The sequence below is a fragment of the Niallia sp. FSL W8-0954 genome, from assembly GCF_038005605.1.
Lineage (GTDB): Bacteria > Bacillota > Bacilli > Bacillales > Cytobacillaceae > Niallia > Niallia circulans_A.
On record NZ_JBBOTN010000001.1, the window covers coordinates 4,597,015 to 4,619,851 of the forward strand.

The 22,837-nt window shown below is 38.4% G+C and carries 21 protein-coding genes and 1 pseudogene; 5 read left to right on the top strand and 17 right to left on the bottom strand.

What is annotated here, in order from left to right; genetic code table 11:
* Nucleotides 1-3: 3 nt before the first annotated feature.
* The 4 genes and pseudogenes from NX902_RS22450 to NX902_RS22465 form a co-directional block, all read right to left on the bottom strand.
* Entirely contained in the window at nt 4-879 is an 876-nt protein-coding gene (locus NX902_RS22450) for an ROK family protein (RefSeq protein ID WP_095329646.1), read from the bottom strand.
* Between the two features lie 91 nt (nt 880-970).
* Nucleotides 971-2,362, bottom strand: coding sequence for a glycoside hydrolase family 1 protein (locus NX902_RS22455; RefSeq protein WP_095329645.1), 1,392 nt, complete (start codon nt 2,360-2,362; stop codon nt 971-973).
* A 244-nt stretch (nt 2,363-2,606) separates the two neighbouring features.
* Nucleotides 2,607-3,565, bottom strand: a pseudogene (locus NX902_RS22460) (acetylxylan esterase).
* Nucleotides 3,566-3,738: 173 nt separating this feature from the next.
* Complete coding sequence (locus NX902_RS22465; protein ID WP_341161026.1) at nt 3,739-3,870, bottom strand: hypothetical protein; 132 nt, start codon at nt 3,868-3,870, stop codon at nt 3,739-3,741.
* Between the two features lie 131 nt (nt 3,871-4,001).
* Here NX902_RS22465 and NX902_RS22470 point away from each other — a divergent pair, with 131 nt between their 5' ends.
* Nucleotides 4,002-5,129, top strand: coding sequence for a GntR family transcriptional regulator (locus tag NX902_RS22470; RefSeq protein ID WP_095329643.1), 1,128 nt, complete (start codon nt 4,002-4,004; stop codon nt 5,127-5,129).
* Nucleotides 5,130-5,149: 20 nt separating this feature from the next.
* Here NX902_RS22470 and NX902_RS22475 read toward each other — a convergent pair whose 3' ends face one another.
* Nucleotides 5,150-6,202: a permease gene (locus NX902_RS22475; RefSeq protein WP_095329642.1), complete on the bottom strand. Its 1,053-nt coding sequence runs from the start codon at nt 6,200-6,202 to the stop codon at nt 5,150-5,152.
* Between the two features lie 198 nt (nt 6,203-6,400).
* Here NX902_RS22475 and selD point away from each other — a divergent pair, with 198 nt between their 5' ends.
* From selD to NX902_RS22490, 3 genes are all read left to right on the top strand, one after another.
* Nucleotides 6,401-7,450, top strand: coding sequence for a selenide, water dikinase SelD (selD, locus tag NX902_RS22480; protein ID WP_095329641.1), 1,050 nt, complete (start codon nt 6,401-6,403; stop codon nt 7,448-7,450).
* An 18-nt stretch (nt 7,451-7,468) separates the two neighbouring features.
* On the top strand, nt 7,469-8,530 hold the full coding sequence (gene mnmH, locus NX902_RS22485; RefSeq protein ID WP_095329640.1) for a tRNA 2-selenouridine(34) synthase MnmH: 1,062 nt from the start codon (nt 7,469-7,471) through the stop codon (nt 8,528-8,530).
* Nucleotides 8,531-8,679: 149 nt separating this feature from the next.
* Nucleotides 8,680-9,081, top strand: a complete 402-nt coding sequence (locus tag NX902_RS22490; protein WP_171510149.1) for a hypothetical protein — start codon at nt 8,680-8,682, stop codon at nt 9,079-9,081.
* Between the two features lie 379 nt (nt 9,082-9,460).
* Here NX902_RS22490 and galU read toward each other — a convergent pair whose 3' ends face one another.
* The 8 genes from galU to NX902_RS22530 all read right to left on the bottom strand — a co-directional run bounded on the left by galU (nt 9,461) and on the right by NX902_RS22530 (nt 17,574).
* The gene (gene galU, locus NX902_RS22495) at nt 9,461-10,357 is read right to left on the bottom strand and encodes a UTP--glucose-1-phosphate uridylyltransferase GalU (protein WP_095329639.1); all 897 of its coding nucleotides are present in this window, start codon (nt 10,355-10,357) and stop codon (nt 9,461-9,463) included.
* A gap of 344 nt (nt 10,358-10,701) precedes the next feature.
* Nucleotides 10,702-11,256: a YdhK family protein gene (locus NX902_RS22500; RefSeq protein WP_095329638.1), complete on the bottom strand. Its 555-nt coding sequence runs from the start codon at nt 11,254-11,256 to the stop codon at nt 10,702-10,704.
* Between the two features lie 60 nt (nt 11,257-11,316).
* On the bottom strand, nt 11,317-13,008 hold the full coding sequence (locus NX902_RS22505; protein WP_171510150.1) for an ATP-binding protein: 1,692 nt from the start codon (nt 13,006-13,008) through the stop codon (nt 11,317-11,319).
* A 136-nt stretch (nt 13,009-13,144) separates the two neighbouring features.
* A complete protein-coding gene (locus NX902_RS22510) occupies nt 13,145-15,172 on the bottom strand; it encodes a Na+/H+ antiporter (RefSeq protein WP_341161027.1) in 2,028 nt (675 codons plus the stop codon).
* A 105-nt stretch (nt 15,173-15,277) separates the two neighbouring features.
* On the bottom strand, nt 15,278-15,787 hold the full coding sequence (locus NX902_RS22515) for a DinB family protein (protein WP_123258473.1): 510 nt from the start codon (nt 15,785-15,787) through the stop codon (nt 15,278-15,280).
* A 12-nt stretch (nt 15,788-15,799) separates the two neighbouring features.
* Nucleotides 15,800-16,312, bottom strand: a complete 513-nt coding sequence (locus NX902_RS22520) for a GNAT family N-acetyltransferase (protein WP_171510151.1) — start codon at nt 16,310-16,312, stop codon at nt 15,800-15,802.
* A gap of 141 nt (nt 16,313-16,453) precedes the next feature.
* Nucleotides 16,454-16,810 (bottom strand): GIY-YIG nuclease family protein, encoded by a 357-nt coding sequence (locus NX902_RS22525; RefSeq protein ID WP_123258475.1) that lies wholly within the window; start codon nt 16,808-16,810, stop codon nt 16,454-16,456.
* A 17-nt stretch (nt 16,811-16,827) separates the two neighbouring features.
* Nucleotides 16,828-17,574: a DUF2087 domain-containing protein gene (locus NX902_RS22530; protein ID WP_095329632.1), complete on the bottom strand. Its 747-nt coding sequence runs from the start codon at nt 17,572-17,574 to the stop codon at nt 16,828-16,830.
* A gap of 979 nt (nt 17,575-18,553) precedes the next feature.
* Between NX902_RS22530 and NX902_RS22535 the strand changes: the two genes are divergently transcribed.
* The gene (locus NX902_RS22535) at nt 18,554-19,123 is read left to right on the top strand and encodes an HAD hydrolase-like protein (protein WP_095329629.1); all 570 of its coding nucleotides are present in this window, start codon (nt 18,554-18,556) and stop codon (nt 19,121-19,123) included.
* A gap of 44 nt (nt 19,124-19,167) precedes the next feature.
* On the opposite strand, the gene NX902_RS22540 is transcribed toward NX902_RS22535, so the two are convergent.
* The 4 genes from NX902_RS22540 to NX902_RS22555 all read right to left on the bottom strand — a co-directional run bounded on the left by NX902_RS22540 (nt 19,168) and on the right by NX902_RS22555 (nt 22,834).
* The gene (locus tag NX902_RS22540) at nt 19,168-19,971 is read right to left on the bottom strand and encodes a metallophosphoesterase (RefSeq protein WP_341161085.1); all 804 of its coding nucleotides are present in this window, start codon (nt 19,969-19,971) and stop codon (nt 19,168-19,170) included.
* A gap of 5 nt (nt 19,972-19,976) precedes the next feature.
* Nucleotides 19,977-20,720 carry a hypothetical protein gene (locus NX902_RS22545; protein ID WP_095329628.1) on the bottom strand — a complete coding sequence of 248 codons (744 nt, stop codon included), beginning with the start codon at nt 20,718-20,720 and terminating at the stop codon, nt 19,977-19,979.
* 381 nt (nt 20,721-21,101) lie between these two features.
* Complete coding sequence (locus NX902_RS22550; RefSeq protein WP_095329627.1) at nt 21,102-21,704, bottom strand: response regulator transcription factor; 603 nt, start codon at nt 21,702-21,704, stop codon at nt 21,102-21,104.
* Complete coding sequence (locus tag NX902_RS22555) at nt 21,701-22,834, bottom strand: sensor histidine kinase (RefSeq protein ID WP_163187385.1); 1,134 nt, start codon at nt 22,832-22,834, stop codon at nt 21,701-21,703. Before NX902_RS22555 ends, NX902_RS22550 begins: the two co-directional genes overlap by 4 nt.
* Nucleotides 22,835-22,837 lie beyond the last annotated feature (3 nt).

The window sequence follows — 22,837 nt, forward strand, 5'->3', positions numbered from 1 at the left end:
TGCCTACTTTCCAAAAACAAGCTCATAATTATAAACAGCACCAATTAAATTGGCATCATTTTGAAAATCGCATATAGCTACGTCGGGAATGAATGGAGCGATTTTTGTGCTTTCTACTACTCTGGCAAGATGAACGTTCAACTCGTCTAGTAAGCCTTCCTTAGCAGAGACACCGCCGCCAATTATGATTTTTTCCGGATCGAAGCTATACTGCAGATTGTAGATGCCTGTTGCCAAATAGTGATAGAACGTTTCTACTTCTTCTTTTGCTGCCTTATCTCCTTGTTCGGCGAGTTCGAATACTTCTTTGCCGCTTAACGGAGTTTCTAATCCCATTCTCTTGGAATAGCGTTTCGCCATATTGACAGCCGTCCCTAGGTCACTAAAGGTTTTATCCTCTTTTAGCAGCATGTATCCAAACTCGCCTCCAAATAGATGCTTCCCATGACGAATTTTTCCATCCACAATAACTGCACCGCCAATTCCCGAACCAATAACTACGAACAGAACATTCTGCATTCCACGAGCGGCACCTTTCCATACTTCCGCCAGACCTGCACAGTTTGCATCATTTTCCATGGAAACAGGACAGCCAAATAGTTCCTCTAACTCGAATATAACCGGAAAGTGGTGAATATAAGGAACAGCACTTGCCCCTTCAATCACTCCTTTTCTTTGATTCACCGCACCTGGAGCACTAATTGCAATGCCCTCAATAGTGTATTTTGCGTCCATTTTTTCTTTTAACTGCATCATTTCTTGTTTCATCTCATCCCACATTTTTGGTGTGATGAAAGAGCCTTTGTCCACTAGCTTTTCTTTTTCCCAGACAGCAAACTTGACGGAAGACCCGCCTATATCCATTACTAATAAGGACATTTGAACACCCTCCATTTGTGTACGCTTTCACTTTTATTATATGCTTTGAGAAAAGATCACCGCAAAAATTAAGCGATGATCTTCTTCCTAATTATTCAATCCCATTCTTGGCACTTACTTCTTTAATCCAATAACCCGATTTCTTAATAGTTTTCACTTGGGTATGAATATTGTTTGAAATAAATCCATAGCGGTTGCGATAGGCATTCATCCAGCTCCAGCAATCGATTGGAGTCCATAAATGATAACCATAACAATTAGAGCCCTCCTCGATTCCCTTATGAATCCATTCCAAATGTTCTTGAATAAATTCAATGCGGTAATCATCCTCGATTACGCCTTCTTCATTTAAGAAACGTTCCTCACGGGAAACGCCCATGCCATTCTCTGATACAAACCATTCGATATTTTTATAGTTATCACGAATATTGATGGCAATATCGTATAGCGCCTTTGGGAATATTTCCCATCCTTTATCCAAGTTCATACGACGCCCAGGCATGGCGTAATGATCGTAATAGCGATCTGGCATCCAGTCCCCGACACTGTTTGGTGCTACATCTGGTGCTTTTACGCGCGAAGGATGATAGAAGTTTACCCCAAGTGTATCAATGGTATTTTCTTTTAAAATCGCTAGCTCTTCTTCTGTTGCTTCCCAAATTACTTTATCCTTTGTTAAAAGTTCCACTAATGCAGGCGGGAATTCTCCGTAAACGGCTGTATGCAAGAACATTTCATTGCGCCAGAGGTCCGCAATTCTTCCTGCTTCCACATCTTCTGGCTTATCGCTAGCTGGATAGGACGGAGTTAGGTTTAAGATTGTGCCTATTTTCGCGCCTTTTTCGTTCATTTTTAAGTCGCGGAATTCTTTAATGGCTTTTGCAGATGCTAGGTTCAAGTTATATGCCACCTGTACTGCCTTTTTTCCATCTACTACTTTTGGATAATGGAATTGGTATAAATATTGCCCATCGACAATGACCATTGGCTCATTAAACGTGAACCAATGCTTCACGCGATTGCCGAATAATTCAAAGCAGCGGCGAGCAAACTTGGCAAAAAGATCAACGACATGCTTAGATTCCCAGCCGCCATACTGATGATACAGCTCGACAGGCAAATCGAAATGATGCAGGTTCATTACAGGTGTAATCCCTTGCTTGATAAATTCATCAATTACATTGTTATAAAACCGTACGCCATCTTCGTTTAAGCTTGCTGTTTCGAAATCATCAATTAAACGTGTCCACTGAATCGATGTACGAACAGAGTTTAAGTTGATCTCTTTCATTAATGCAATATCTTCTACATAACTATTGTAAAAATTAGATGCTGTATCTGGTCCTACATGATTATGGAATACTTCCGGCTCTGTTTCATACCAGTAGTCAAAAACGTTCGCATGCTGTTTATTAAAACGGCCTTCACTCTGCGGCCCAGATGTTGCTGCACCCCACCAAAAATTTTCCGGAAATTTTTTCATGATACTAATCTCCCTTATTGTTTTCTTATATGCTCTAAAGTAAAAGGATGATTCCCCTCTATTTGATTAATAGAAGGACGAATCTCTCTTTCTAGTATGTATTGAGAATTATCAAGTGTCGGTTTGCTTTTACCAAAAATAAAGATGCTCTAGCCAGGATGTTTTTTCAATGACATGAAATAAATAACCTATTAATCCATTTGATAAATAAAATTCTAGTGTTTCTTCTTTGAGTATAATCATTCTACTCATGATTTAACAAAAATCCCCTGACTCTATCTCCGAGCTTCGGCAAATATTCATGCCCATACTCTGGGAAGAAGATCATCTCTTTTGGTGAAGAAATCTGATTATACACAGCAAATTGCGTTGCTGGCGGACAAACTCCATCTTCTAACGCAATTGCCACTTTACTTCTGCTTTAATTCTCGGTGCCAAATGCTGTAAATCAATGTATTCTAATGTATCGAAAAACTCCTCTTCTCTGTCATGCATTGGGTCGCGGAATCGAAACCAATATGCCAATTCCTCATATGCAGATGAATTAATGTCTAACTCAAATACTTTGCGATAATCACTAAGGAAGGGATATTGCACTACTACTTTTTTCACTCTCGGTTCCAGTGCTGCACAGACTAATGATAAAGCTCCCCCTTGTGAGGCACCTTGAACAGAAATAGCCTCTTCATCAACTTCCTCCATGCTCATTAAAATTCTAGCTGCATGAGCAGTATCTAAAAATACGCTTCGATAATAAAGGCTCTCTGGTCCTTCTTCGACCCCGCGGATAATTAATCCTTTTAATGTCGTTCCTTTCGCCGTTGTCTTATCTTCTGACTCTCCGCCTTGCCCGCGACAATCCATCGCAAGAACAGCGAACCCCTCTGTTACCCAGAAAAGCTTATCACCAAAGTCCCCACTATCGCCATGGTAACCATGAAACATCAGCATCCCAGGCACTTTTCCTTCTATTTTTTTCGGGCGGATATATTGGCATCTTATCCTTGCACCTTTTACACCTGTAAAATATAAGTTGAAAAACTCTGCCGTTTTGGAAGGAATCTCTACTCTTTCTAACTCGTAATCTAAGCTTTGTTCTGCTAGCTCTTGTATCGCTTTATCCCAATACGCATCATAATCCGCGGGCTTTCGACCAGATCCTTTATATTCTCGATATTCATTGATTACCTGCTCTTTTTTCATGAAGGACACCTCCGAACTGTTATCGTTTTCATTATAATGTTTATACTTGTAATTGTAAATGTCTATGTTTATTTCTTTTAATGTAAAACCAAAACTTTTATTGAAGTATTTTTTCGATTATAAGTGCGGTTATTGGCTATTTTATTGAGTAACTTTCTTTGTATACTTGCTGATTATGTGTTTTGTTGGAGCTGATGGAGGATGGGGTTGCAGCATTTTTGGTATTGTTGCGGTTTATTCAACTTTGTTTGCAGTTTTGCTACTTTTGCTTGCGACTCTCTCCATTTTACTTGCGACTCTGTCAACTTTGCTTGTGGGCTCCCCCTCATCCTCTCCAATCCAATAAACTTTTCACAAAAACAATAAAAAATGTATATCTGCGGAATTGGCTGCATTTGTTAGAAGTAACAGATTTGCATTTAAAGGGGGACTTACAATGGGGCGACATTCAAAAAAGGTAATGGTGATGGAATCGGTAAAGGATTGGGTAATCAATGGACGGGTGAAACCGGGGGATCGGATTTATTCGGAGTATGAGCTTTCGAAGCTGTTTGATGTAAGCAGGCACACGGTTCGATTAGCGATTGGAGAGCTTGTCGATGAGGGATGGCTCTATCGGGAGCAGGGTGTTGGCACCTTTTGCGGGGAACCTTTTGCTAGTAGAAAAGGTAAGAAAATAGCGAATGGGAAAAACATTGGGGTGATGACCACTTATCTTTCTGATTATATTTTTCCATCGATTATCCGTGGAATGGAAACTTATTTAACAGAAAAAGGCTATACTTTAACATTAGTTTGTACGGAAAATGATCATGCAAAGGAGCGATTATGTATCCGCAAGCTCCTTGATTTGAATATGGATGGGCTTATTTTAGAACCTACGAAAAGTAGTCATTTCAATCCTAATCTAGATTATTACCTGGAGCTGGAGGAACGCCATATTCCCTATGTAATGATCAATCAATATTATTCGCAGCTTTCTCCCTTCTATTTAATCATGGATGATGTAAAAGGCGGATATATGGCAACAAATCATTTAATCCAGCTTGGGCATGAACAACTTCTTGGTCTCTTTCAATCAGATGATTTACAAGGCGTTCATCGCATGCAAGGCTTTTTGCAGGCGCTGCGAAATGAAAAGCTTCCGATTGCACCAGAGCTTGTCGTTACTTTTACAACAGAAGAATTACATGCTGGTTTGGAGGAGAAAATTTTGAATACGCTTACAAATCGAAAGAATATACCTACTGCTATCGTCTGCTACAATGATAATATTGCCGTTATTGTTCAAAAAGTTTTACAAAAATTGCATTTATCTGTACCAGAGGATATCTCCCTTGTTGGCTTCGATGATACTGCATTAGCTGACTCACCAAATCTTCCCTTAACTACTATCGCCCATCCGAAAAGTCATATGGGAAGAGATGCAGCTAGAAGAATAATTGCAGCCATTGAAGGAAAAGAATACACGCTTTTCTTGAAAGACCCGATTATTTATGAACCAGAACTAGTCATCCGTTCCTCCACTAACATTGTAAAAAAGAACAGATCCGCCGTGTATTGACACACGCGGATCTTAACATACTAGAATATTAATTTTCCTATTAATCCACTGATAATTCCTAAAACGACTACCGATATGGATACAAATACGAGCACTTTTCTTGGAAAGGATTTTGCTACCATCAATAAAGATGGCAAGCTTATACTTGGCAGTGTAATAAGCAGGGCTGCAGCTGGTCCTGCTCCAAGACCCATCGCCATTAACGTTTGAATAATTGGAATTTCTGCGGCTGTTGGAATAACAAAAAGCATCCCAGCAACTGCAAAAAGCAGAATAGCAAGCAAACTATTAGACATGCTGTCACTTAGCTGCGGGAAGAGCCAAAAACGCGCTGCCCCTAGAATTAATACGGACAGAACATAGGCCGGTACCACATAAAGAACCATGCTTCCAAGAGAAGTAAGCCATCTATTTAAAAATGGACGCTTATCTACTTCCGCATCTTCTATTAATTTATCCACAGAGACAGGAGTTGGATTTTTAACAAAGCGGTTGGCAAAATAGCTAATGCCAAATGTTAAAACTAGTCCAACGATAAGACGTAATAATGTAAACTTCCAAGAAAGGACAAAGGTCATAAAAATTAAGGTTGCTGGGTTGATGGTTGGATTCCCAATCCAAAAAGCCAAGCTTGCGCCGACGGAAGCATTTTTTTTACGAAGCCCCACAGCGACTGGCGCGGCACAGCAAGTACACATCATTCCTGGTATGGATGCTAGTCCTGCTGCTGCAGTACTGCCAAAGCTCGTTTTTCCTAGCACCTTTAATAGCCAGCCAGTCGGCAGAAGCACTTGCACAAGGGAACCAAGTAGAATACCTAAAATTGCTGCCTTCCAAACAGATTGGAAGTAAGTGACCGTATAATCTACTGCGGCACTCCATGTGAATGTTCCGGAAATTTGATCCTGTAAAATCGAATCTCCGATAGAATTTGTTTGAAAAGAAAGGATGGCTTTATGATAATATGGCCACCATTTCACATATGTGAGACCGATTACTGCGACTAAAACAAATAGAAAAGCGAACCAAAACGTTCTTTTTTTGCTTGATTGCTCCTCTGCTAACGTACTCATCACTTTCACCTTCGATATATTAGATTAATTGCGTATAAATTATATCATATTTTAAATTTTAGGTACCCGAAAAATGATTCAACCTCCTTTTTTTCCCATCCAATCTACTAGGCATGCAATGAACCGCCCATTGCTTTATAATAGAGAAGGATACTTAATAAAAAATATTTAATTTACTAGAAAGAAGGTTGGTGTCATATGACACAGTCTTATTCCGTTAAACTTACATCTTTATCCTCCAAAGGGGGCTGCGGCTGCAAAATCGGTCCTGCTGACTTATCTGAAGTTATTCGTACATTACCACCAGCAGAGAAAAATCCAAATCTTCTTGTTGGCTTAGATACAAGCGATGATGCTGGCGTTTACAAGCTGACAGATGAATTAGCAATCGTGCAAACAGTCGACTTCTTTACGCCAATTGTGGATGATCCTTACTCGTTTGGACAAATTGCTGCAGCGAATGCCTTAAGTGATATTTATGCAATGGGTGGAAAACCGTTAACTGCCCTAAACATTGTGGCTTTCCCTATTTCTGTTTTGGAAAAAGAAATTTTGGCTGATATTATGCGAGGTGCTGGCGATAAAGTGAAAGAGGCTGGAGCTACCCTTGTTGGCGGACATTCCATTGATGATAAAGAACCCAAATTTGGTCTTGCTGTCACTGGAACCATTCATCCAGATAAAGTACGTACAAATGCCGGTGCTAAGCCTACTGACAAACTAATTTTAACAAAACCAATCGGTGTCGGTATTCTAACCACTTCTATTAAAAGAGGTCTTTTATCAGCAGAAGAAATTGATCGTGTGACAAAAGTTATGGCTACACTGAATAAGAAGGCTGCTGAAGTGATGGAGGCTTATAATGTGCATGCTTGTACAGATGTAACTGGATTTGGATTACTTGGACATGCTTCAGAGATGGCGAAAGGAAGCAATACAACCATCCATATTAAGCGCGATCAAGTTCCTGTTCTTCCACGCGTAAAAGAATTAGCGGAACAAGGAGTAATTCCTGGCGGTACGAAAAATAACTTTGCCCACCTAGAAGGCGATGTTACTTTTGCTTCTGACTTAGATGAGCTTGATCAGTTGATTTTATGTGATGCTGTAACGTCTGGCGGATTGCTTATTTCGGTGGAAGGTGAACAAGCAGATGCATTGCTGCAAGAATTAGTTGATGCCGGTGTAGAAGCGGCGATCATTGGAGAAGTCACAGAAGAGAGCCCTGGCCATATTTTTGTTGGGTAAGAGAAAGGCGGAGCTACCTTGTTTCAAGATATAACAATCGAACGATTATTTGAATTACGGGAGAAAAAGGAATTTTCTTTAGTAGATGTTCGCTCTCCTTCTGAATTTAACGAGCATACAATTCCTGGCAGTATCAATATCCCTCTTTTTACAGATGAGGAAAGAGCAGAAGTTGGGACTCTTTATAAGCAGGTAAGTGTGGAAGCGGCAAAAGCTCGCGGCTTGGAAATCGTGTCTGCTAAACTGCCTGCTTTCATCCAGTCCTTCCAAGAATTATCAAGGGATGTAGTGGTCTTTTGCTGGCGGGGCGGCATGCGCAGTAAAACAGCGGCAACCGTTATTGATTTAATGGGCGTGCATAGCTACCGCTTGCAAGGCGGTTTCCGAACGTACCGCCAATGGGTTATCCACCAATTAGATACAATGGAAATGGCTCAGGAAGCAATTGTCTTAAACGGCTACACGGGTTCCAATAAAACTGTTATTTTACAGCATTTAAAACAAGAAGGACTTCCTGTATTGGACTTGGAAGGAATGGCCAATCATCGTGGCTCCATCTTCGGACAAATTGGACTCAAGCCCCATAATCAGAAGACTTTCGACTCCTTGCTTGTCGGTGAAATCGAAAAGCTGCCTGCTTCTCCCTATTTTTTAATGGAAGGTGAAAGCAAGCGGATTGGCAAAGTACTGATGCCTAACTTTCTTCTGAAAAAAAAGGAGGCTGGCCTTCAGCTATTTATTCATATGCCCATCGAGGAGCGAGTTCAGCATATATTGGCTGACTATTCTCCAGCCGATCATCATGATGAATGTGTAGAAGCATTCCAATTAATCAAGCGGCGCATCCACACACCCGCGGCTGCTAAAATTGAAGAAGCTCTGCAGACTAGAAATTATGCTGAAGCTGTTGAATTGCTGTTAACCTACTATTATGATCCACTCTATGAAAGAACGGCTTTACAATATAAAGATGAGCAAACTATCGATTTATATGTGCAAAACACAGAGGATGCGATCATCAAAGTGAAGGAGTTTTGGCAAAAGAAGAGTCGGACTTCAGCGAAGAGTGAAGTGAACTAATTTAGAAACTTTGCTTTTGGAAATAGCTTTATTACTTGTTATTGAGGACAAGTGATAAAGCTTTTTTTAGTTTGGAAGGCGTGGTGCGAGTAGAATGTTAAATGAAGGAAGGGAATTTGCAGTGGTGATTGAATGTGGAGTCGATTTGAGTGCCGTTTTGTGGTAATCCTTCTAATTTTGGCGGAGATTTGGAATTATTGGCTAGAAACACTGAGACAAGAGCAAAATTAAACGAAGAGATTTTAGGATATCAGCCATTCTTCAGCACTTATCAGCCAAACCTCAGTACTTATCAGCCATTCTTCAGATTTATCAGCCAAACCTCAGATTTATCAGCCAAACCTCAGATTTATCAGCCAAACCTCAGATTTATCAGCCAAACTTCAGATTTATCAGCCAAACCTCAGTACTTATCAGCCAAACCTCAGTACTTATCAGCCAAACTTCAGATTTATCAGCCAAACCTCAGATTTATCAGCCAAACCTCAGATTTATCAGCCAAACCTCAGATTTATCAGCCAAACCTCAGATTTATCAGCCAAACTTCATAACTTATCAGCCATTCTTCAGATTTATCAGCCAAACTTCAGTACTTATCAGCCAAACTTCAGATTTATCAGCCAAACCTCAGTACTTATCAGCCAAACCTCAGTACTTATCAGCCAAACCTCAGTACTTATCAGCCAAACTTCAGATTTATCAGCCAAACCTCAGTACTTATCAGCCAATCTTCAGATTTATCAGCCAAACCTCAGTACTTATCAGCCATTCTTCAGATTTATCAGCCAAACTTCAGTACTTATCAGCCAAACCTCTCAACTTATCAGCCAAACCACCAGCAACTACCAACCCCCTCTCACTCACACCACAAATTCCAAATAAAAACGCCTCTCACATGCAGATTATCTACATCCAAAAGGCGTTCTCTTATTACAATACTTTGATTTTATCTAGATCAGCTTTATCCAGTACTGTTTTCATATATTCAATAATTTCTTCTCGCATTTCATCGCGTTGTAAAGCAAATTCTAATGTTGTTTTTACGAATCCTAATGTTTCACCAACATCATAACGATCTCCTTCGAAATCATAAGCAAAAACACGTTGAATTTGGTTTAATTGTTGGATGGCATCTGTTAATTGGATTTCTCCGCCTGCACCTGTTTTTTGATTTTCCAAGTACATGAAGATTTCTGGCGTTAGCACATAGCGACCCATGATTGCTAGGTTAGAAGGTGCTGTTCCAGGAGCTGGTTTTTCAATGAAATTATTCACCTGGTATCTTCTTCCTTCGCTCTCGCCTGGATCGACAATTCCGTAACGGTGTGTTTCATTATCTGGCACTGTTTGAACGCCGATAACAGAAGCATGTGTTTCTTCGTATTGGTCAATTAATTGTTTTAAGCATGGTGTATCGCTCTGAACGATGTCGTCACCAAGTAAAACAGCAAATGGCTCATCGCCAATAAAGCTTTTTGCACACCATACAGCATGTCCTAAGCCTTTTGGCTCTTTTTGTCTAATATAATGAATATCTGCAAGATTTGAAGAATATTGAACTTTCTCAAGCAATTCAAATTTCTCTTTATCACGAAGATTCTGTTCTAATTCATGTGCGTAATCGAAGTGATCTTCAATCGCTCTTTTTCCTTTACCTGTAACGATAATAATATCTTCAATACCAGAAGCAATTGCTTCTTCTACGATATATTGAATAGTAGGTTTATCGACAATTGGTAACATTTCTTTCGGCATCGCTTTCGTTGCTGGCAAAAATCTAGTACCTAGACCAGCGGCTGGAATGATCGCTTTTCTTACTTTTTTCAACTTATTTCCTCCTTTAGGCAATTCACTTTTGATTATACCATTTTTTTGCTAAAAAGGAATTCAAATACGAATTTCTTCTTTGTAAATTATTAGTAAAAAACACAAAGATGTTCTGTATAAAATCCTATCATCCTACCACTTCGTTCTTTATAACGTACAACTATTATATCACTTTGGCTTTTCTTTGAGAATAGTTGTATATGTATTTTTTAATAACTTATCACTTTTTACAATATTTTGTCAAATTATCCCTAAAAAGCATTAATTACATCTATAATTTTCAGAAAACTTATTATTTCAGCATACAAAAAAAGAGTTGTGATGACAACCCTTTTCTTCTAATATTATTCCGGATATACTTCTTCTTCGGTGACCCACTTGTGGTTTGTTACCCTTTCGCCACCTGTTGTCGGTTGATAATCTACCATATATACGGTTGTGTTCTCAGCGGATTCAATCGTTGCTTTTGCACCTTTCATCCCTTCCATATGATCTGCTTCTAAGGTAACCTCTGTCCCTTTTTCAAGCATTTCATTTCCAGCATCCTTTATTTCCTCTTGGATAACCCATTTATGATGCTTGACTGGTTTTCCACCTGTTGTCGGAGTGTAAGTCACTTCATACGCAATCGTGTTAAATGCATTTAATACCGTCGCTTCTGCTCCGTCCATTCCTTCCATATGATCTGCCTTTAAGATGACTTGACTACCTTCTTTATAAGTTGGATCTGATGCTGGCTCTAGGTCATCGGGAATATCTGAAGATCCTGTTTCTTTATGTTCATGCTGAGTTTGCGTAGATTGATTTTCACCATCGCTATTTTTTTCACCAGATGAACAACCGTAAAATAGTAACAGTACGGCAAAAATCGCCGCCATGTAAAAATGCCTTCTTTTCATTTCATTACCTCCTCTATTATTATGAATTCTTTCACTTTAGAGGTTATTTTAAACATACGTCTATTTATTAGCGAGAGGTAATTGGATTGTGAATGTGGTACCCATTCCATCTTCTGAGACAAAATCTATTTTGCCCTTATGTTCTGCGATAATGTTATAGCAGATTACTAGCCCTAGCCCGGTTCCTTTTTCTTTTGTTGTATAAAAGGGTTCCCCCAGCTTATTCTTTACTTCATCTGGTATTCCTTTCCCATTATCATTAATAGTAACAACTACCCATTTTCCATCAAGCTTTGCTTCCATATTTATGGTGCCGCCATTATCCATTGCTTCAATCGCATTTTTGACCAAATTGATAAAAACTTGTTTCATCTGATCCACATTGCATAATGTAATTAAATGATCTCCATATGTATCTAAATTAATGACAACATTATCTAAATTGGCTTGTGATTGCATCAATGTATAGACATCGAGAAGAATTTTCCCAATATTTGTTTCTTTAATCTCTGATCTGGCTGGCTTTCCTAAGAACATTAGCTCGCTTGCGATTGTTTCGATTCGATTGATTTCAAGATCAAGGATTGGATAAATATCATCTAATTTCATCGCACCTTGGTATGCCAGCTTTAAAAAACCTTTAATAGCCGTGAGAGGATTTCTAATTTCATGGGCAATACTTGCTGCTAGTTGTCCTGCTATTCCAAGTTTTTCATTTTTTATCTGAAGCTGCTGATTCTCTTTTCTGACACTTATATCTCGAGCAATGATAATAATGGTGGAACTTAAATCTTCAAAAAGAAACGGATAAGCTAAAACTTCTACCTCTACCTTTTTTCCTTTTGAGGTAATCAGCTGCATTTCATACGGAGTCGAAATTTCTTCTTTCCATATATTTCTATTTTTATCTAAATAGTTTTCTAGAAAATCTGGCTCCATAATCTCATAAGCTGACTTTCCGACAAGATCTTCTGCATCTAGTAACTTTGCAGCTGCTTTATTTACATACATAATAATATTGTTGGAAGTAATAAATACCGCGTCTAGCATGTCCTCTACTAGCCGGGAATAGTAGGTTTGTGCTAATTGTAAATTAGCAATTGTCTCTTCATATTTACCATTTCGCACGGGGGATGGAGGTAAGATTTCTTTTTCATAAACACTGGATAATGTAAATTCCGTATCTGTCATCACATATGGATGGTATTTTTTTAAGCGTATATAATTGCTTGCTGATAACTCCATCCCGTCATAAACACATACCGTATAATTATGATAATTCCTTATGTACTCATCCACTTCATCCTCATATTGAAGTAATTTGTCTATGTTACTTTTTTCACTTAAGACTCTTGGTATTATTTTCCCCCAATAACGGATGGTAATTTCTTTATTGAAAAAAAGGGTAGGATCCACCAAGTCTTTGCTTGCCTCCAACATATTCTCCAAACATAGCTCTCCGTTTTTAAAATAAACATCTTCACTATTAATAAAGTTTATTTTATCAATTAGCTTAGTATGTAATCCGTTCGCTTCCAACTTTTTTATTATTAGTGGCCATATTTTCTTCTGATCGACAAAAATTACTATTTGCTCCAAAAGCAGACCGGTTTTTAAGAAGGACGCCGCATTAGTTATGTATTTATCTTCATCGTTCATTAAGTACAAGATATGGGCGCCACTTGTCATATCAGAGAGATTTGTAAGAGCAACCTCTGGATGAAACCTTGTCTGAGGAGTATATACAGCCATTAAAAACCCCCAACTTTCTTTATAAAGTTTAATATCCTTTTATTATAGCATGTAAATTTCCGACTATTTGGATGATTTTATTATTTTTTCAAAAAGAGAGAGTTCCTTACTATGCAGGAAGGAACTCTCTCTCCATCTATTCTTCATATTCATACAATGTTACACTCTCAATATAATGAACAAATCTACGAAGTTCTTTCGCCTGTTCTCGATTCACTTCTCCTTTTTCATACATCTTCTGTATGGCTGCACGTTGCTGATCCACGATACCTAGACGCAATTCTTCTATTTGTTCCTGCAGCCTTTCATTAAATGATGCAGTTGGTTTTTCCCAGCGATCGACCATCCGTCGGTATTCTAAAATAACGGATTCCACCTGCTGTTTATGTTCCGCTGTCTCTTTCCATTGTTCTAAATAGAAAAGAGCAGATTTCATCGAATTTAATAGAACTTCTTTGCTGATACGAATTTGTTCTCTTCGATCGGATTTATTGCCGCGGTGCTTCCGAACAAAACGTTTCCAGCCTCTCATGGCCTTTCCAAACAGAAATCTCGTCCCAGTCTGCACATTGGTACATAGAATTTCTTCGCGATAATCCAATGATTTTTCAAAAATCGCAAACACTTCTTCTGAAATTTTTTCCTTTTTTACTAACTGGTGTACATAGTTACGTTCTTCTTTTAAGGCGCGCAATCTAATTTCAACCAAGGCTGAATAATTATTCTCTTCCTCTTCTGTTCTTGCCACTTGATAATTTAATTGCTTAATGCGTCGTTTATACTCATCAATTAGTTCATAAGCAGCCGCTGTATTTTCTTCATTCATTTCTAAATAGAGCTTATCAATAGTAGAAAGCATAATTTTTTTCTTTGCCCTAATTACTAGATCTTCATCATTTATTTCTGTCTCTCCACTACTTTTACTAAGAAATGGCAAAAATATCGTAGCTGCAAGTAAAGTGAACATGATAACACCTGCAGCTAGAAAAAGAATTAAGGAACGCTCAGGAAATCCTTGACCAGTATGGATGACAAAGGGGATAGACAGCACCCCTGCCATTGTTACCGCCCCGCGGACTCCTGTTAGACTGACAAGTAAAGTATGTTTAATACTCGGCTTTTCAATTTCTCTCTTCTTGTTCATTTTATATTCATAAATGGAAAATAAATAAGACCAGAAAAAGCGAATACCAAGAATAACCATTCCAATTAACATAACATATCCGATAATTAACCAGTTACTTAAAGAAGGATCTTCCACTGTATCCACAATAGAAGATGGGATATTCAATCCGAGTAATAAGAAGACTATTCCGTTAAGAATAAAGATAACGATAGACCAAATATTTTCCGTTAATACCTGTTCCTCCGCAAGCATCGTTTCTGTTCGTTCACTGACTAAGGAGTGAATAATTCCACCTACTACAACAGCAATCACCCCAGAAGCATGGAGCATTTCCTCCGCTATAATAAAAATTAGAAACGGTGTCAGCACCTGTAACAAGGAGTGAAATGTAACATCCTGAATTCCCTGTTTTCGTAAAATAAAGCGGATGATGATGATAAGGAGACTTAAAACAAGTCCTGCTACAGCTCCTATAAAAAAGGTATACGTGAAATCAGTCAATGCCTCTGTAATCGAGAAATATCCTGTGACAACAGCAGCAACTGCGTAATTAAATGCCACTAGTCCTGAAGCATCATTAATCAGCGATTCTCCTCTTACAAGGTTGAGCACACTTGCCGGAATATGAATACGTTTCGCAATCCCATTGACAGCTACTGGATCTGTCGGGGATAAAATTGCCGCTAAAGCAAAAGCTGCTGCGAGCGGGATACTGGGAATAAGCCAATGAACAAAATAGCCGCCAACGATAGTTGTAAGCAATACTAAAATGATGGCATTGCCTAAAATAGAAGTGCGCATCTTCCATAGCTCTTCTCTTGGAAAATGCCTACCATCGTTATAGAGCAAGGGGGAAACGAACAAAAGCAAAAACCACTCTGCCTCTAGTTCAAGCTCAAAGTCGGAGAAGAGAAGTGCCATCACTACTCCAAAGGCAATTTGCGTTAAGGCAGTTGGGATAGAGGGAAGATAATGACTGACAATATTTGAAATCAGTAAACAAAATAATAATAAAATAATTGTTATTAATAACTCCATCTTGTTGGCTCCTTGCAGATTCTTATGCTAGTTTTTCTCCTTTTTATGTAGATTATGTTGGAATGAGATTAAAAAGAGATTCCCAACAGGAACCTCAATCCATAATTAAACCATATATCTTTCCTTTATCAGTTTCAAATGATGAAGCTCATGACCGGCGATAATATAAGCAAGAGCCAGGACAGTAAATTCTCCATTATTAGCAAAACCCCTGTTTTCCCAAGTATCTTCTGAAAGACCTCTCAACAAGCTTACCGTAGATTTGCGGACTGCCACCAATTCTTCTAATAGGTCCTCTATTGTTCTTGTCGAAAAGCGGGCATTCTCCACATAGCCTTCATCATCATAGCCGGCTAATGGTGTTTTATCTCCTCGAGCAATCCGCATTAAGCGATATGCCTGAATTCTCTCCGTATCGATCATATGACCAATTACTTCGATGAGCGACCACTTTCCTTCTGCATAGCGAAAATCTCTTCGGTCTTCGTTTTTCTTTATATAAGCAACTGTTTCTTCTATTTGAGCATTAATTATTGCAATAATATCTCCCTCTGGAACTAAGCCTACATACCCCCGATAATGTTCTGGATAATCGCAAATTGCTGGTCTTATCATGCTGACTCCCCCTTATTCTTCTACTGGAGATTTAGGTCCTGTTAATTCTAGCTGATAAAAAGCTAAATCTAACCATTTCTCAAATTTATAGCCGGCTTTTTTGATCGTGCCTGAATACGTAAATCCTAATTTCTCATGAATAAAAATACTTCCTTTATTCGTACTGTCAATTCCTGCAATAAGGGTTGCATATCCCTCTTCTTCCGCTCGCTCGATTAGCGCTTTTAATAAGTGTGTGCCAATTCCTTTCTTTCTTGCTTCTTTATGAACATACACCGAATGCTCAATCGAATATTTATAAGCAGGCCATGCGCGAAATGGTCCATATGTTGCAAAACCAAGCACCCTCCCAGCCTCCTCGAAAACAAAAAGAGGATATCCGCCCTCCAGTTTCTGGTTATACCATGCTTTTCTGTCTTCTAAGGAATGTGCACGATAATCATATACAGCCGTTGTATGTAAAATAGCATCATTATATATTTCCAAAACCTCTTCTAAATCTGTTTCCTTCATCTCACGGATCATCGCCATATCCCCTTTTTTCTATAATTTGAAAAATTCCATCTAATTTTATAATCTTATTAAGTAAGATACCAATTTGGGGCGAAAAATGAAAGTATTATCTACCTTATCTAATGAAAAAAGATGTCCTATTAAAGACATCCCTTACTCTTTCCTGCTATTATAGCCACTATCTCCAAACGGCTGTAATTTCTCCAGCCACTTTTCTTCCAACTTAGTCAGCTCTTCCTTTTCATTGTAATAAGGATCATCTTTCCTTGGCTTTAATACTTCTACTATCTCAAAGGAAAATGCCTCTTTTCCATATTGCTTCCATTCGTCCACCAGTTTTTTATTTGCATATCCGCCATTTTCCAAGGAAAATTTCACGCCATTAATTGTTTTGAAATTTCTTGTACTAACGACACAGACTTTCCCATTCTTCTTATTAGTGATTGTATAAATACCGGCTTCAACTGGAATTTCTTTATATTGCATTTTCAACTCTTTTTTTCGATCCATTGTGATTCACCTTTCTCTTATTTTTTTAACCAGTAAAGACTTCCATCTGCTTTACGGTCAAGAAATCCGTATTCGATTAAATATCTTCTAATAAGAACATAGTCATCGTAAATTGTTTTTAAATGTTGATTCAATTGCTTCTCCGTGTAGCTTTCTTGTGCATCTAAATACTTCGCTATTTCCCGAAGCACCCCTAATTTCTGCTTTTGTTTGATTGGAAATTTACTTAATATACCATTATTGAAATATTTGGCTACTATCTTTTCCTGCTCTTCTTCCGTGATATTATATCTGTCGTCAACCATTACAGCAGTAGGATGAACAGGGACAAAGCTTGGCGCATGATGGTCCTTTTCCTTCAGCAGCTCCATTATTGCCAGAAAATTTTTCGCCTGCCTTTCTTTTTCCTTAAGAGCAAAACGATGATGCCGAATGGTTGAAGCACTGCCGATTTTCAACTCCTCTTTCACTTCTTCATCCCTTTTTCCCTGATAAAACAGCTCCAGCAATTTTGTCTGATGCTCCGTTAACCCTGTCAGCTTTTTATCTAAGCTTAGTAAATAATGAAAAACTGATTGATGGACATCCTCGATATGACGCTTCATGTACTTTTCCGCTTCATATAATCTGCCGCCTTCCGGGTAGATAACCCCTTTCTCGATCTCCTCCCCACATAAAAGACAAAGATACGAATCTGAATTCTCTATATAACCTTTTTTTAATTCATCAATCGTTGCATTTTGAAAATAAGATGAAACATTCATTTATAAACACTCCATTAATTAGTTTGTTATTTTACAAACAATTATTATTTACGTTAGTTAAATATTAAACTTTCTTTGGATAATCGTCAATAGTCTTAGGAGTTTTTTGTTGATGGATCTTTGGCGTGCTTTGAGGCTTTTGGGGTTTCTTTCTTTTTCAGCTTCTATTGGAGTTAGGTTATGCAAGCTATTTTTCTTCTCTATTCTCCTTTTTGGCTTTCATCTGCGCTATGAACACCATCTTTCTCTTCCCTGCTCTCCTTTTTGGTTTTCATCTGCGCTATGAACGCCTCTTTTTTCTTCCCAACTCTATTTTTTGGCTTTCATCAACGTTATGAACACCTTTTTTCTCTTCAATGCTCTCCTTTTTGGTTTTCATCAACGTTATGAACGCCTTTTTTCTCTTCCCTGCTCTCCTTTTTGGCTTTCATCTGCGCTATGAACACCATCTTTCTCTTTCCTGCTCTCCTTTTTGGCTTTCATCTGCGCTATGAACGCCTTTTTTCTCTTCCCTGCTCTCCTTTTTGGTTTTCATCAACGCTATGAACACCACTTGTCCCTTTCCCGCTCTCCTTTTTGGTTTTCATCTGCGCTATGAACACCTTTTTTCTCTTCCCTGCTCTCCTTTTTGGTTTTCATCTGCGCTATGAACACCATCTTTCTCTTCCCTGCTCTCCTTTTTGGCTTTCATCTGCGCTATGAACACCTTTTTTCTCTTCCCTGCTCTCCTTTTTGGTTTTCATCTGCGCTATGAACGCCATCTTTCTCTTCCCTGCTCTCCTTTTTGGTTTTCATCTGCGCTATGAACACCATCTTTCTCTTCCCTGCTCTCCTTTTTGGTTTTCATCTGCGCTATGAACACCTTTTTTCTCTTCCCAGCCCTCTTTCATCTTAGCTCTCCATCTATCAATCTCTGAATGGACATTCCCAAACAAGTGTACTACCATGAAAGAAACAGCTTTTATTGGAGGATATATGGATGAATATTCTTTGGGATTTTGATGGTACGTTATTTGATACGTATCCTGCTTATACAAATATTATTTATAAGGTATTAGGTGAAAAGGTGGACAAAGCTCTTATCTATAAAGAGCTAAAAGTATCTTTTTCTCATGCGATGGAATATTTCAACATATCAGACCAGCAGCGAAGTGAGATTAAGCTTATGAATAAAGGAATTGCTGCGGATGAGGTAAAACCTTTTACAGGGGTAGAAGAGATTTTGAAAGCTGCGAAAACAAATGTAATTATGACGCATAAAAGCTATAATGGTGTTGTCCATTTTCTTCGGCACTATGGGTGGGAGCTTTATTTTGCTGAAATAGTAACATTGGAGAATGGTTTTCCGCGGAAGCCTGCGGTTGATGCCTATCACTATTTGCACACGAAGTATTCTATTGACTTAGCTATTGGTGATAGAGAACTAGATTTGATTCCGGCTAGGGAATTAGGCATACAAACTTGTATATTTCAAAATCAATGTGAATTTGCTGACTTTCAACTTTCAAACTTTGCTGATTTTTTCAAAGTATACCCAATGAAGGCGTAATGATAAAGATAACAAAGAGCATTCCTTCCATCACGGAATGCTCTTTACTCTTTTTCCAACACTACTTCGATGATTTCAGGGCGATTAAAAATCCGCTGGGGAATGATGCTATTTCCTAAGCCCCTATTCACAATCATTGCTGTGTCTGCTTTTTTATACATACCAGCTGTGTATTCTGGCATGAAGCCTTGATCTGGTGCGACGACTCCACCGATAAAGGGCAATCTTACTTGACCACCATGGGCATGACCTGTTAAAACTAAATCTATTTTTTCATAGAGAGAAAAAAGCTCTGGTCGATGGAAAAGCAATAAATTGAAATGTTCTTCATCCTTCAATCCACCTATTATTTCAACTAGCTCATCCTCTCTAGATAAAAAGGTTGGATCATCTACACCCATAATATTAATCGTTTCTCCTCCAACCTCTACAAGAGTCTGTTCATTTCTTAACACAAATACACCTGCATGCTTTAAATTCGCTTCTAACGACGGAAATTCCCCTGACCAGTATTCATGATTACCTGTTACATAATACGTTGGCGCTAGCTTAACAAGCCTTTCCATTAAAGTCATACTTTTTTGTTCATCGTATTTTTTTGAATCCACAAGGTCTCCCGTAAAAACGATCAGGTCTGGTTTTAGCTTTTTTACTTGCTGTATTAAACGCTGTTGCTCTTTTCCAAATTGCTTGCTATGTAGGTCCGATAACTGCACTATTTTTATCGGCTTTGTTATTTTGGGAGACGAGAGAGTAAAGCTCGAGGTCGATAAATGATTATTCTGGTAGTATGAAAAAAATATACATATGCCTATTAAAATAGCAAGAAGCAACACTCTTTTTTTCACTATATTCACTCTTTCTCCCAGTTCACCTCAAATCCACCTTGTAATCCATCTCCGGTCACAATAAGCTTATAGGTTTCTGTTTTTTTTGCATCAAAGGTTAAAACTTTTTTCTCTTCATTACTTATGCCAATTCTTCGATTTTTTTCATCTATCAAATAATACCCGAAGCCACCGCCATTGCGATTGGTAAAATCAATGTGAACGGTAACCCTTTCCCCTTTTTTCGCTTTAATCGGGACCTCATCCTCCCCGTTAAAATAAGCAAAATAGGCTTCGTAGGACTGTTCGCCTCTTACTGTATTCCATTCTTTTTTCACCGTGAAGTCTGGGATTGTTAACAAAAGAAAGAGAATAGGTGTACAAGCAAATATCCACTTAAACCAACTTACTTTTGCGGCTATTTTAATCCCTATATAGAATAAAATCGCGCTAAAACCAGAAACGATAGCAAGGATAGGTAGAACATTCCACATAATCGGCAAAAAAAGACAGACTCCAACCACAATATATAATAATAATTCTAGCTTTGGAAAATAGTTAGATACCCAATCTATTACGATCGAAATAAGAATTCCAAAGCCAAAAAAGCCTATCCAAAAGTATGGATTTTCAATTTCATGTGAAAATAAATATAAATCGAAACTTGATAGAAAAATATAAGAAAAAAAGAGTGTTGCCGCAAAACCAGCTCCTGCTAGTTTTATGAAGGCATATCCCATTCCCCTTCTAAAATTCTGACTATCTACCATATTTGTTCCTCCTAAAGGATAGTTACTCATATTCTATCAAAATAAGAAAATAAATTGTTAAAATTTTGGAAAATAAGTATAAGTTAAGGAAAACTTCCATCAGTCGGTTTTGCTGAGATGGTTATCCTAGCCTTTAGGCATGCGATAAAATCAATTATTGATTTTATATGCTTTTATCATCTTATTCTTTTCCGTCTCAAATAATCACGAGTAGATATCCTTATCTATATATTTTTCAGGAAGTAACATGAAGATTGCTATCTCCTTATTTTCTATTTTGACGGTCAAGCGACTCTCTTTAAGTTATCCTATTGGGATTCGAAAATTTATTATGCTGTGGGGGATTTAGCTTTTATAAGCTGTGAGGAGGAGGAGGGCATATTATAACCAACCATTCCGCTTCGCCTCGGCAATGGCCTCCATTCGGTTTTTTGCCCCTAATTTGCTGATTGCTTCTGAGATATAATTGCGAATCGTTCCAGAAGATAAATAAAGCATTGCCGCAAGCTCCTTTACCGATTTCCCTTCTTCAATCAGTACTAATATTTCTCTTTCGCGCTTTGACAATGGGTTTTCCTTTCCTATACTGCCAAAAATCAGTTCAGAGGCGAACTCTCTTTTGCCGTTCATGATTTTGCGAATAGCTTCTGCTAATTCCTCGCTAGGACCATCCTTTAATAAATAGCCATGAACATTGGCATTTAGCGCTCTTTCAAAATATCCTGGTCGCGCAAATGTCGTTAAAATAATCACTTTACAGGGGGATTTCTGCCGCTGTAATTCCTCTGCGACATCCAGGCCGCTTTTAATAGGCATTTCAATATCTAATAGGCAGACATCTGGATTATATTTTTTTATAAGCTCTAATGCCTGTTCGCCATTTTCTGCTTGTCCCACGACCTCCATATCCTCTTCAAAATTAAGCAAGGTTCCTAATGCTCCTCTTAGCATGCGCTGATCTTCAGAGATGATAATTCGTATCACAATATCTCCTCCTCTCTTCCTTCCTTTTGAATAATGGGGACAATGATGTGAACAGTGGTTCCCGAATCAGATGTCATACTCCATTTTCCGTCAACCAATTCCAGTCTTTCACGCATTCCCTTTAATCCATTCCCTTGCGTTTCCTCCGCCTTCACCCCTTTCCCGTTATCCTGCACGATAAGCTCTATCTCGCCTAAACGTTGTTGAATCAATACTTTACTGATGGTCGCCGCACTGTGCCTGATTATATTTGTTACTGCTTCTTTTAAGCAGAGACTAATAATATTCTGGGTTAAAAGCGGGACCTTTTCATCTTCTAGTTCGATTGTTAGTTCGCTTTCTATCTCTGCTGCCTGTAAAGCTGTCTGTATCTCTACTATTGCTTCACGAATGGTTATGGCGCGCATATCAGACACAAGCTCGCGAACTTGCTTTAATGCCGAGCGTGATATGCTTTCCATTTCCTTTGCTTCCTGTATAGCACTATCTGGTTGAGCCGGTACCATTTTTGCGACAAGCTGGCTTTTTAATGTCAGCAGGGATAAGGTATGGCCGAGCGTATCATGCAAATCTCGAGCAATTCTCATTCGTTCTTCTCTTTTGACAAGATGGCTAATTTGCTCATTCGCTATATCTAATTGTCTTTCTAAATCCATCCGTCGGTTCATCGAGCGGATTCCAAAAGGAGAAATCAGCATAATGATAAAGAACGGCACTAAGAAAAAGAGAGACTGAGGATTGACACCCTTCCAACTAAAAATAATTGGAATAACCAAAGAAATAGCGAAAAGGCTGTAAAAGTAATAGAAGTACTTTTTGCCTGAGTAATATCCGATAAAGTTAGCAGGAAAATACCCCATAAATAATAGATTAGGATCATAGAAGATACTAAAAAACATGACTATCAAGATTTGCACAACCAGCCAATAATTAAATATACTCTCTTCCATATGACAGTATAATTGTCGATACGCCAGGAGGAAAACAAGTACAAGCAGGATACCAATCAATTGCTTTATCCCCTTCTCCTGCATTACCTGAATAATCGGAAGTAATACGTATACTAAAAAGATATAAGGAAAAAAACCATATCTTTTCGGAAAAAGCTCGAATCTCTTTTTGGTATCCATTTT

What these genes read in the sequence shown, in the direction of transcription:
- NX902_RS22455 (WP_095329645.1), bottom strand. Translation starts at nt 2,362, where the DNA reads ATGAAAAAATTTCCGGAAAATTTTTGGTGGGGTGCAGCAACATCTGGG.
- selD (WP_095329641.1), top strand. Translation starts at nt 6,401, where the DNA reads ATGACACAGTCTTATTCCGTTAAACTTACATCTTTATCCTCCAAAGGG.
- NX902_RS22470 (WP_095329643.1), top strand. Translation starts at nt 4,002, where the DNA reads ATGGGGCGACATTCAAAAAAGGTAATGGTGATGGAATCGGTAAAGGAT.
- NX902_RS22450 (WP_095329646.1), bottom strand. Translation starts at nt 879, where the DNA reads ATGTCCTTATTAGTAATGGATATAGGCGGGTCTTCCGTCAAGTTTGCT.
- NX902_RS22500 (WP_095329638.1), bottom strand. Translation starts at nt 11,256, where the DNA reads ATGAAAAGAAGGCATTTTTACATGGCGGCGATTTTTGCCGTACTGTTA.
- NX902_RS22520 (WP_171510151.1), bottom strand. Translation starts at nt 16,312, where the DNA reads ATGATCCGTGAGATGAAGGAAACAGATTTAGAAGAGGTTTTGGAAATA.
- NX902_RS22505 (WP_171510150.1), bottom strand. Translation starts at nt 13,008, where the DNA reads ATGGCTGTATATACTCCTCAGACAAGGTTTCATCCAGAGGTTGCTCTT.
- NX902_RS22545 (WP_095329628.1), bottom strand. Translation starts at nt 20,720, where the DNA reads ATGGTAGATAGTCAGAATTTTAGAAGGGGAATGGGATATGCCTTCATA.
- NX902_RS22535 (WP_095329629.1), top strand. Translation starts at nt 18,554, where the DNA reads ATGAATATTCTTTGGGATTTTGATGGTACGTTATTTGATACGTATCCT.
- NX902_RS22555 (WP_163187385.1), bottom strand. Translation starts at nt 22,834, where the DNA reads ATGGATACCAAAAAGAGATTCGAGCTTTTTCCGAAAAGATATGGTTTT.
- NX902_RS22530 (WP_095329632.1), bottom strand. Translation starts at nt 17,574, where the DNA reads ATGAATGTTTCATCTTATTTTCAAAATGCAACGATTGATGAATTAAAA.
- NX902_RS22515 (WP_123258473.1), bottom strand. Translation starts at nt 15,787, where the DNA reads ATGATAAGACCAGCAATTTGCGATTATCCAGAACATTATCGGGGGTAT.
- NX902_RS22510 (WP_341161027.1), bottom strand. Translation starts at nt 15,172, where the DNA reads ATGGAGTTATTAATAACAATTATTTTATTATTATTTTGTTTACTGATT.
- NX902_RS22475 (WP_095329642.1), bottom strand. Translation starts at nt 6,202, where the DNA reads ATGAGTACGTTAGCAGAGGAGCAATCAAGCAAAAAAAGAACGTTTTGG.
- NX902_RS22525 (WP_123258475.1), bottom strand. Translation starts at nt 16,810, where the DNA reads ATGGATCGAAAAAAAGAGTTGAAAATGCAATATAAAGAAATTCCAGTT.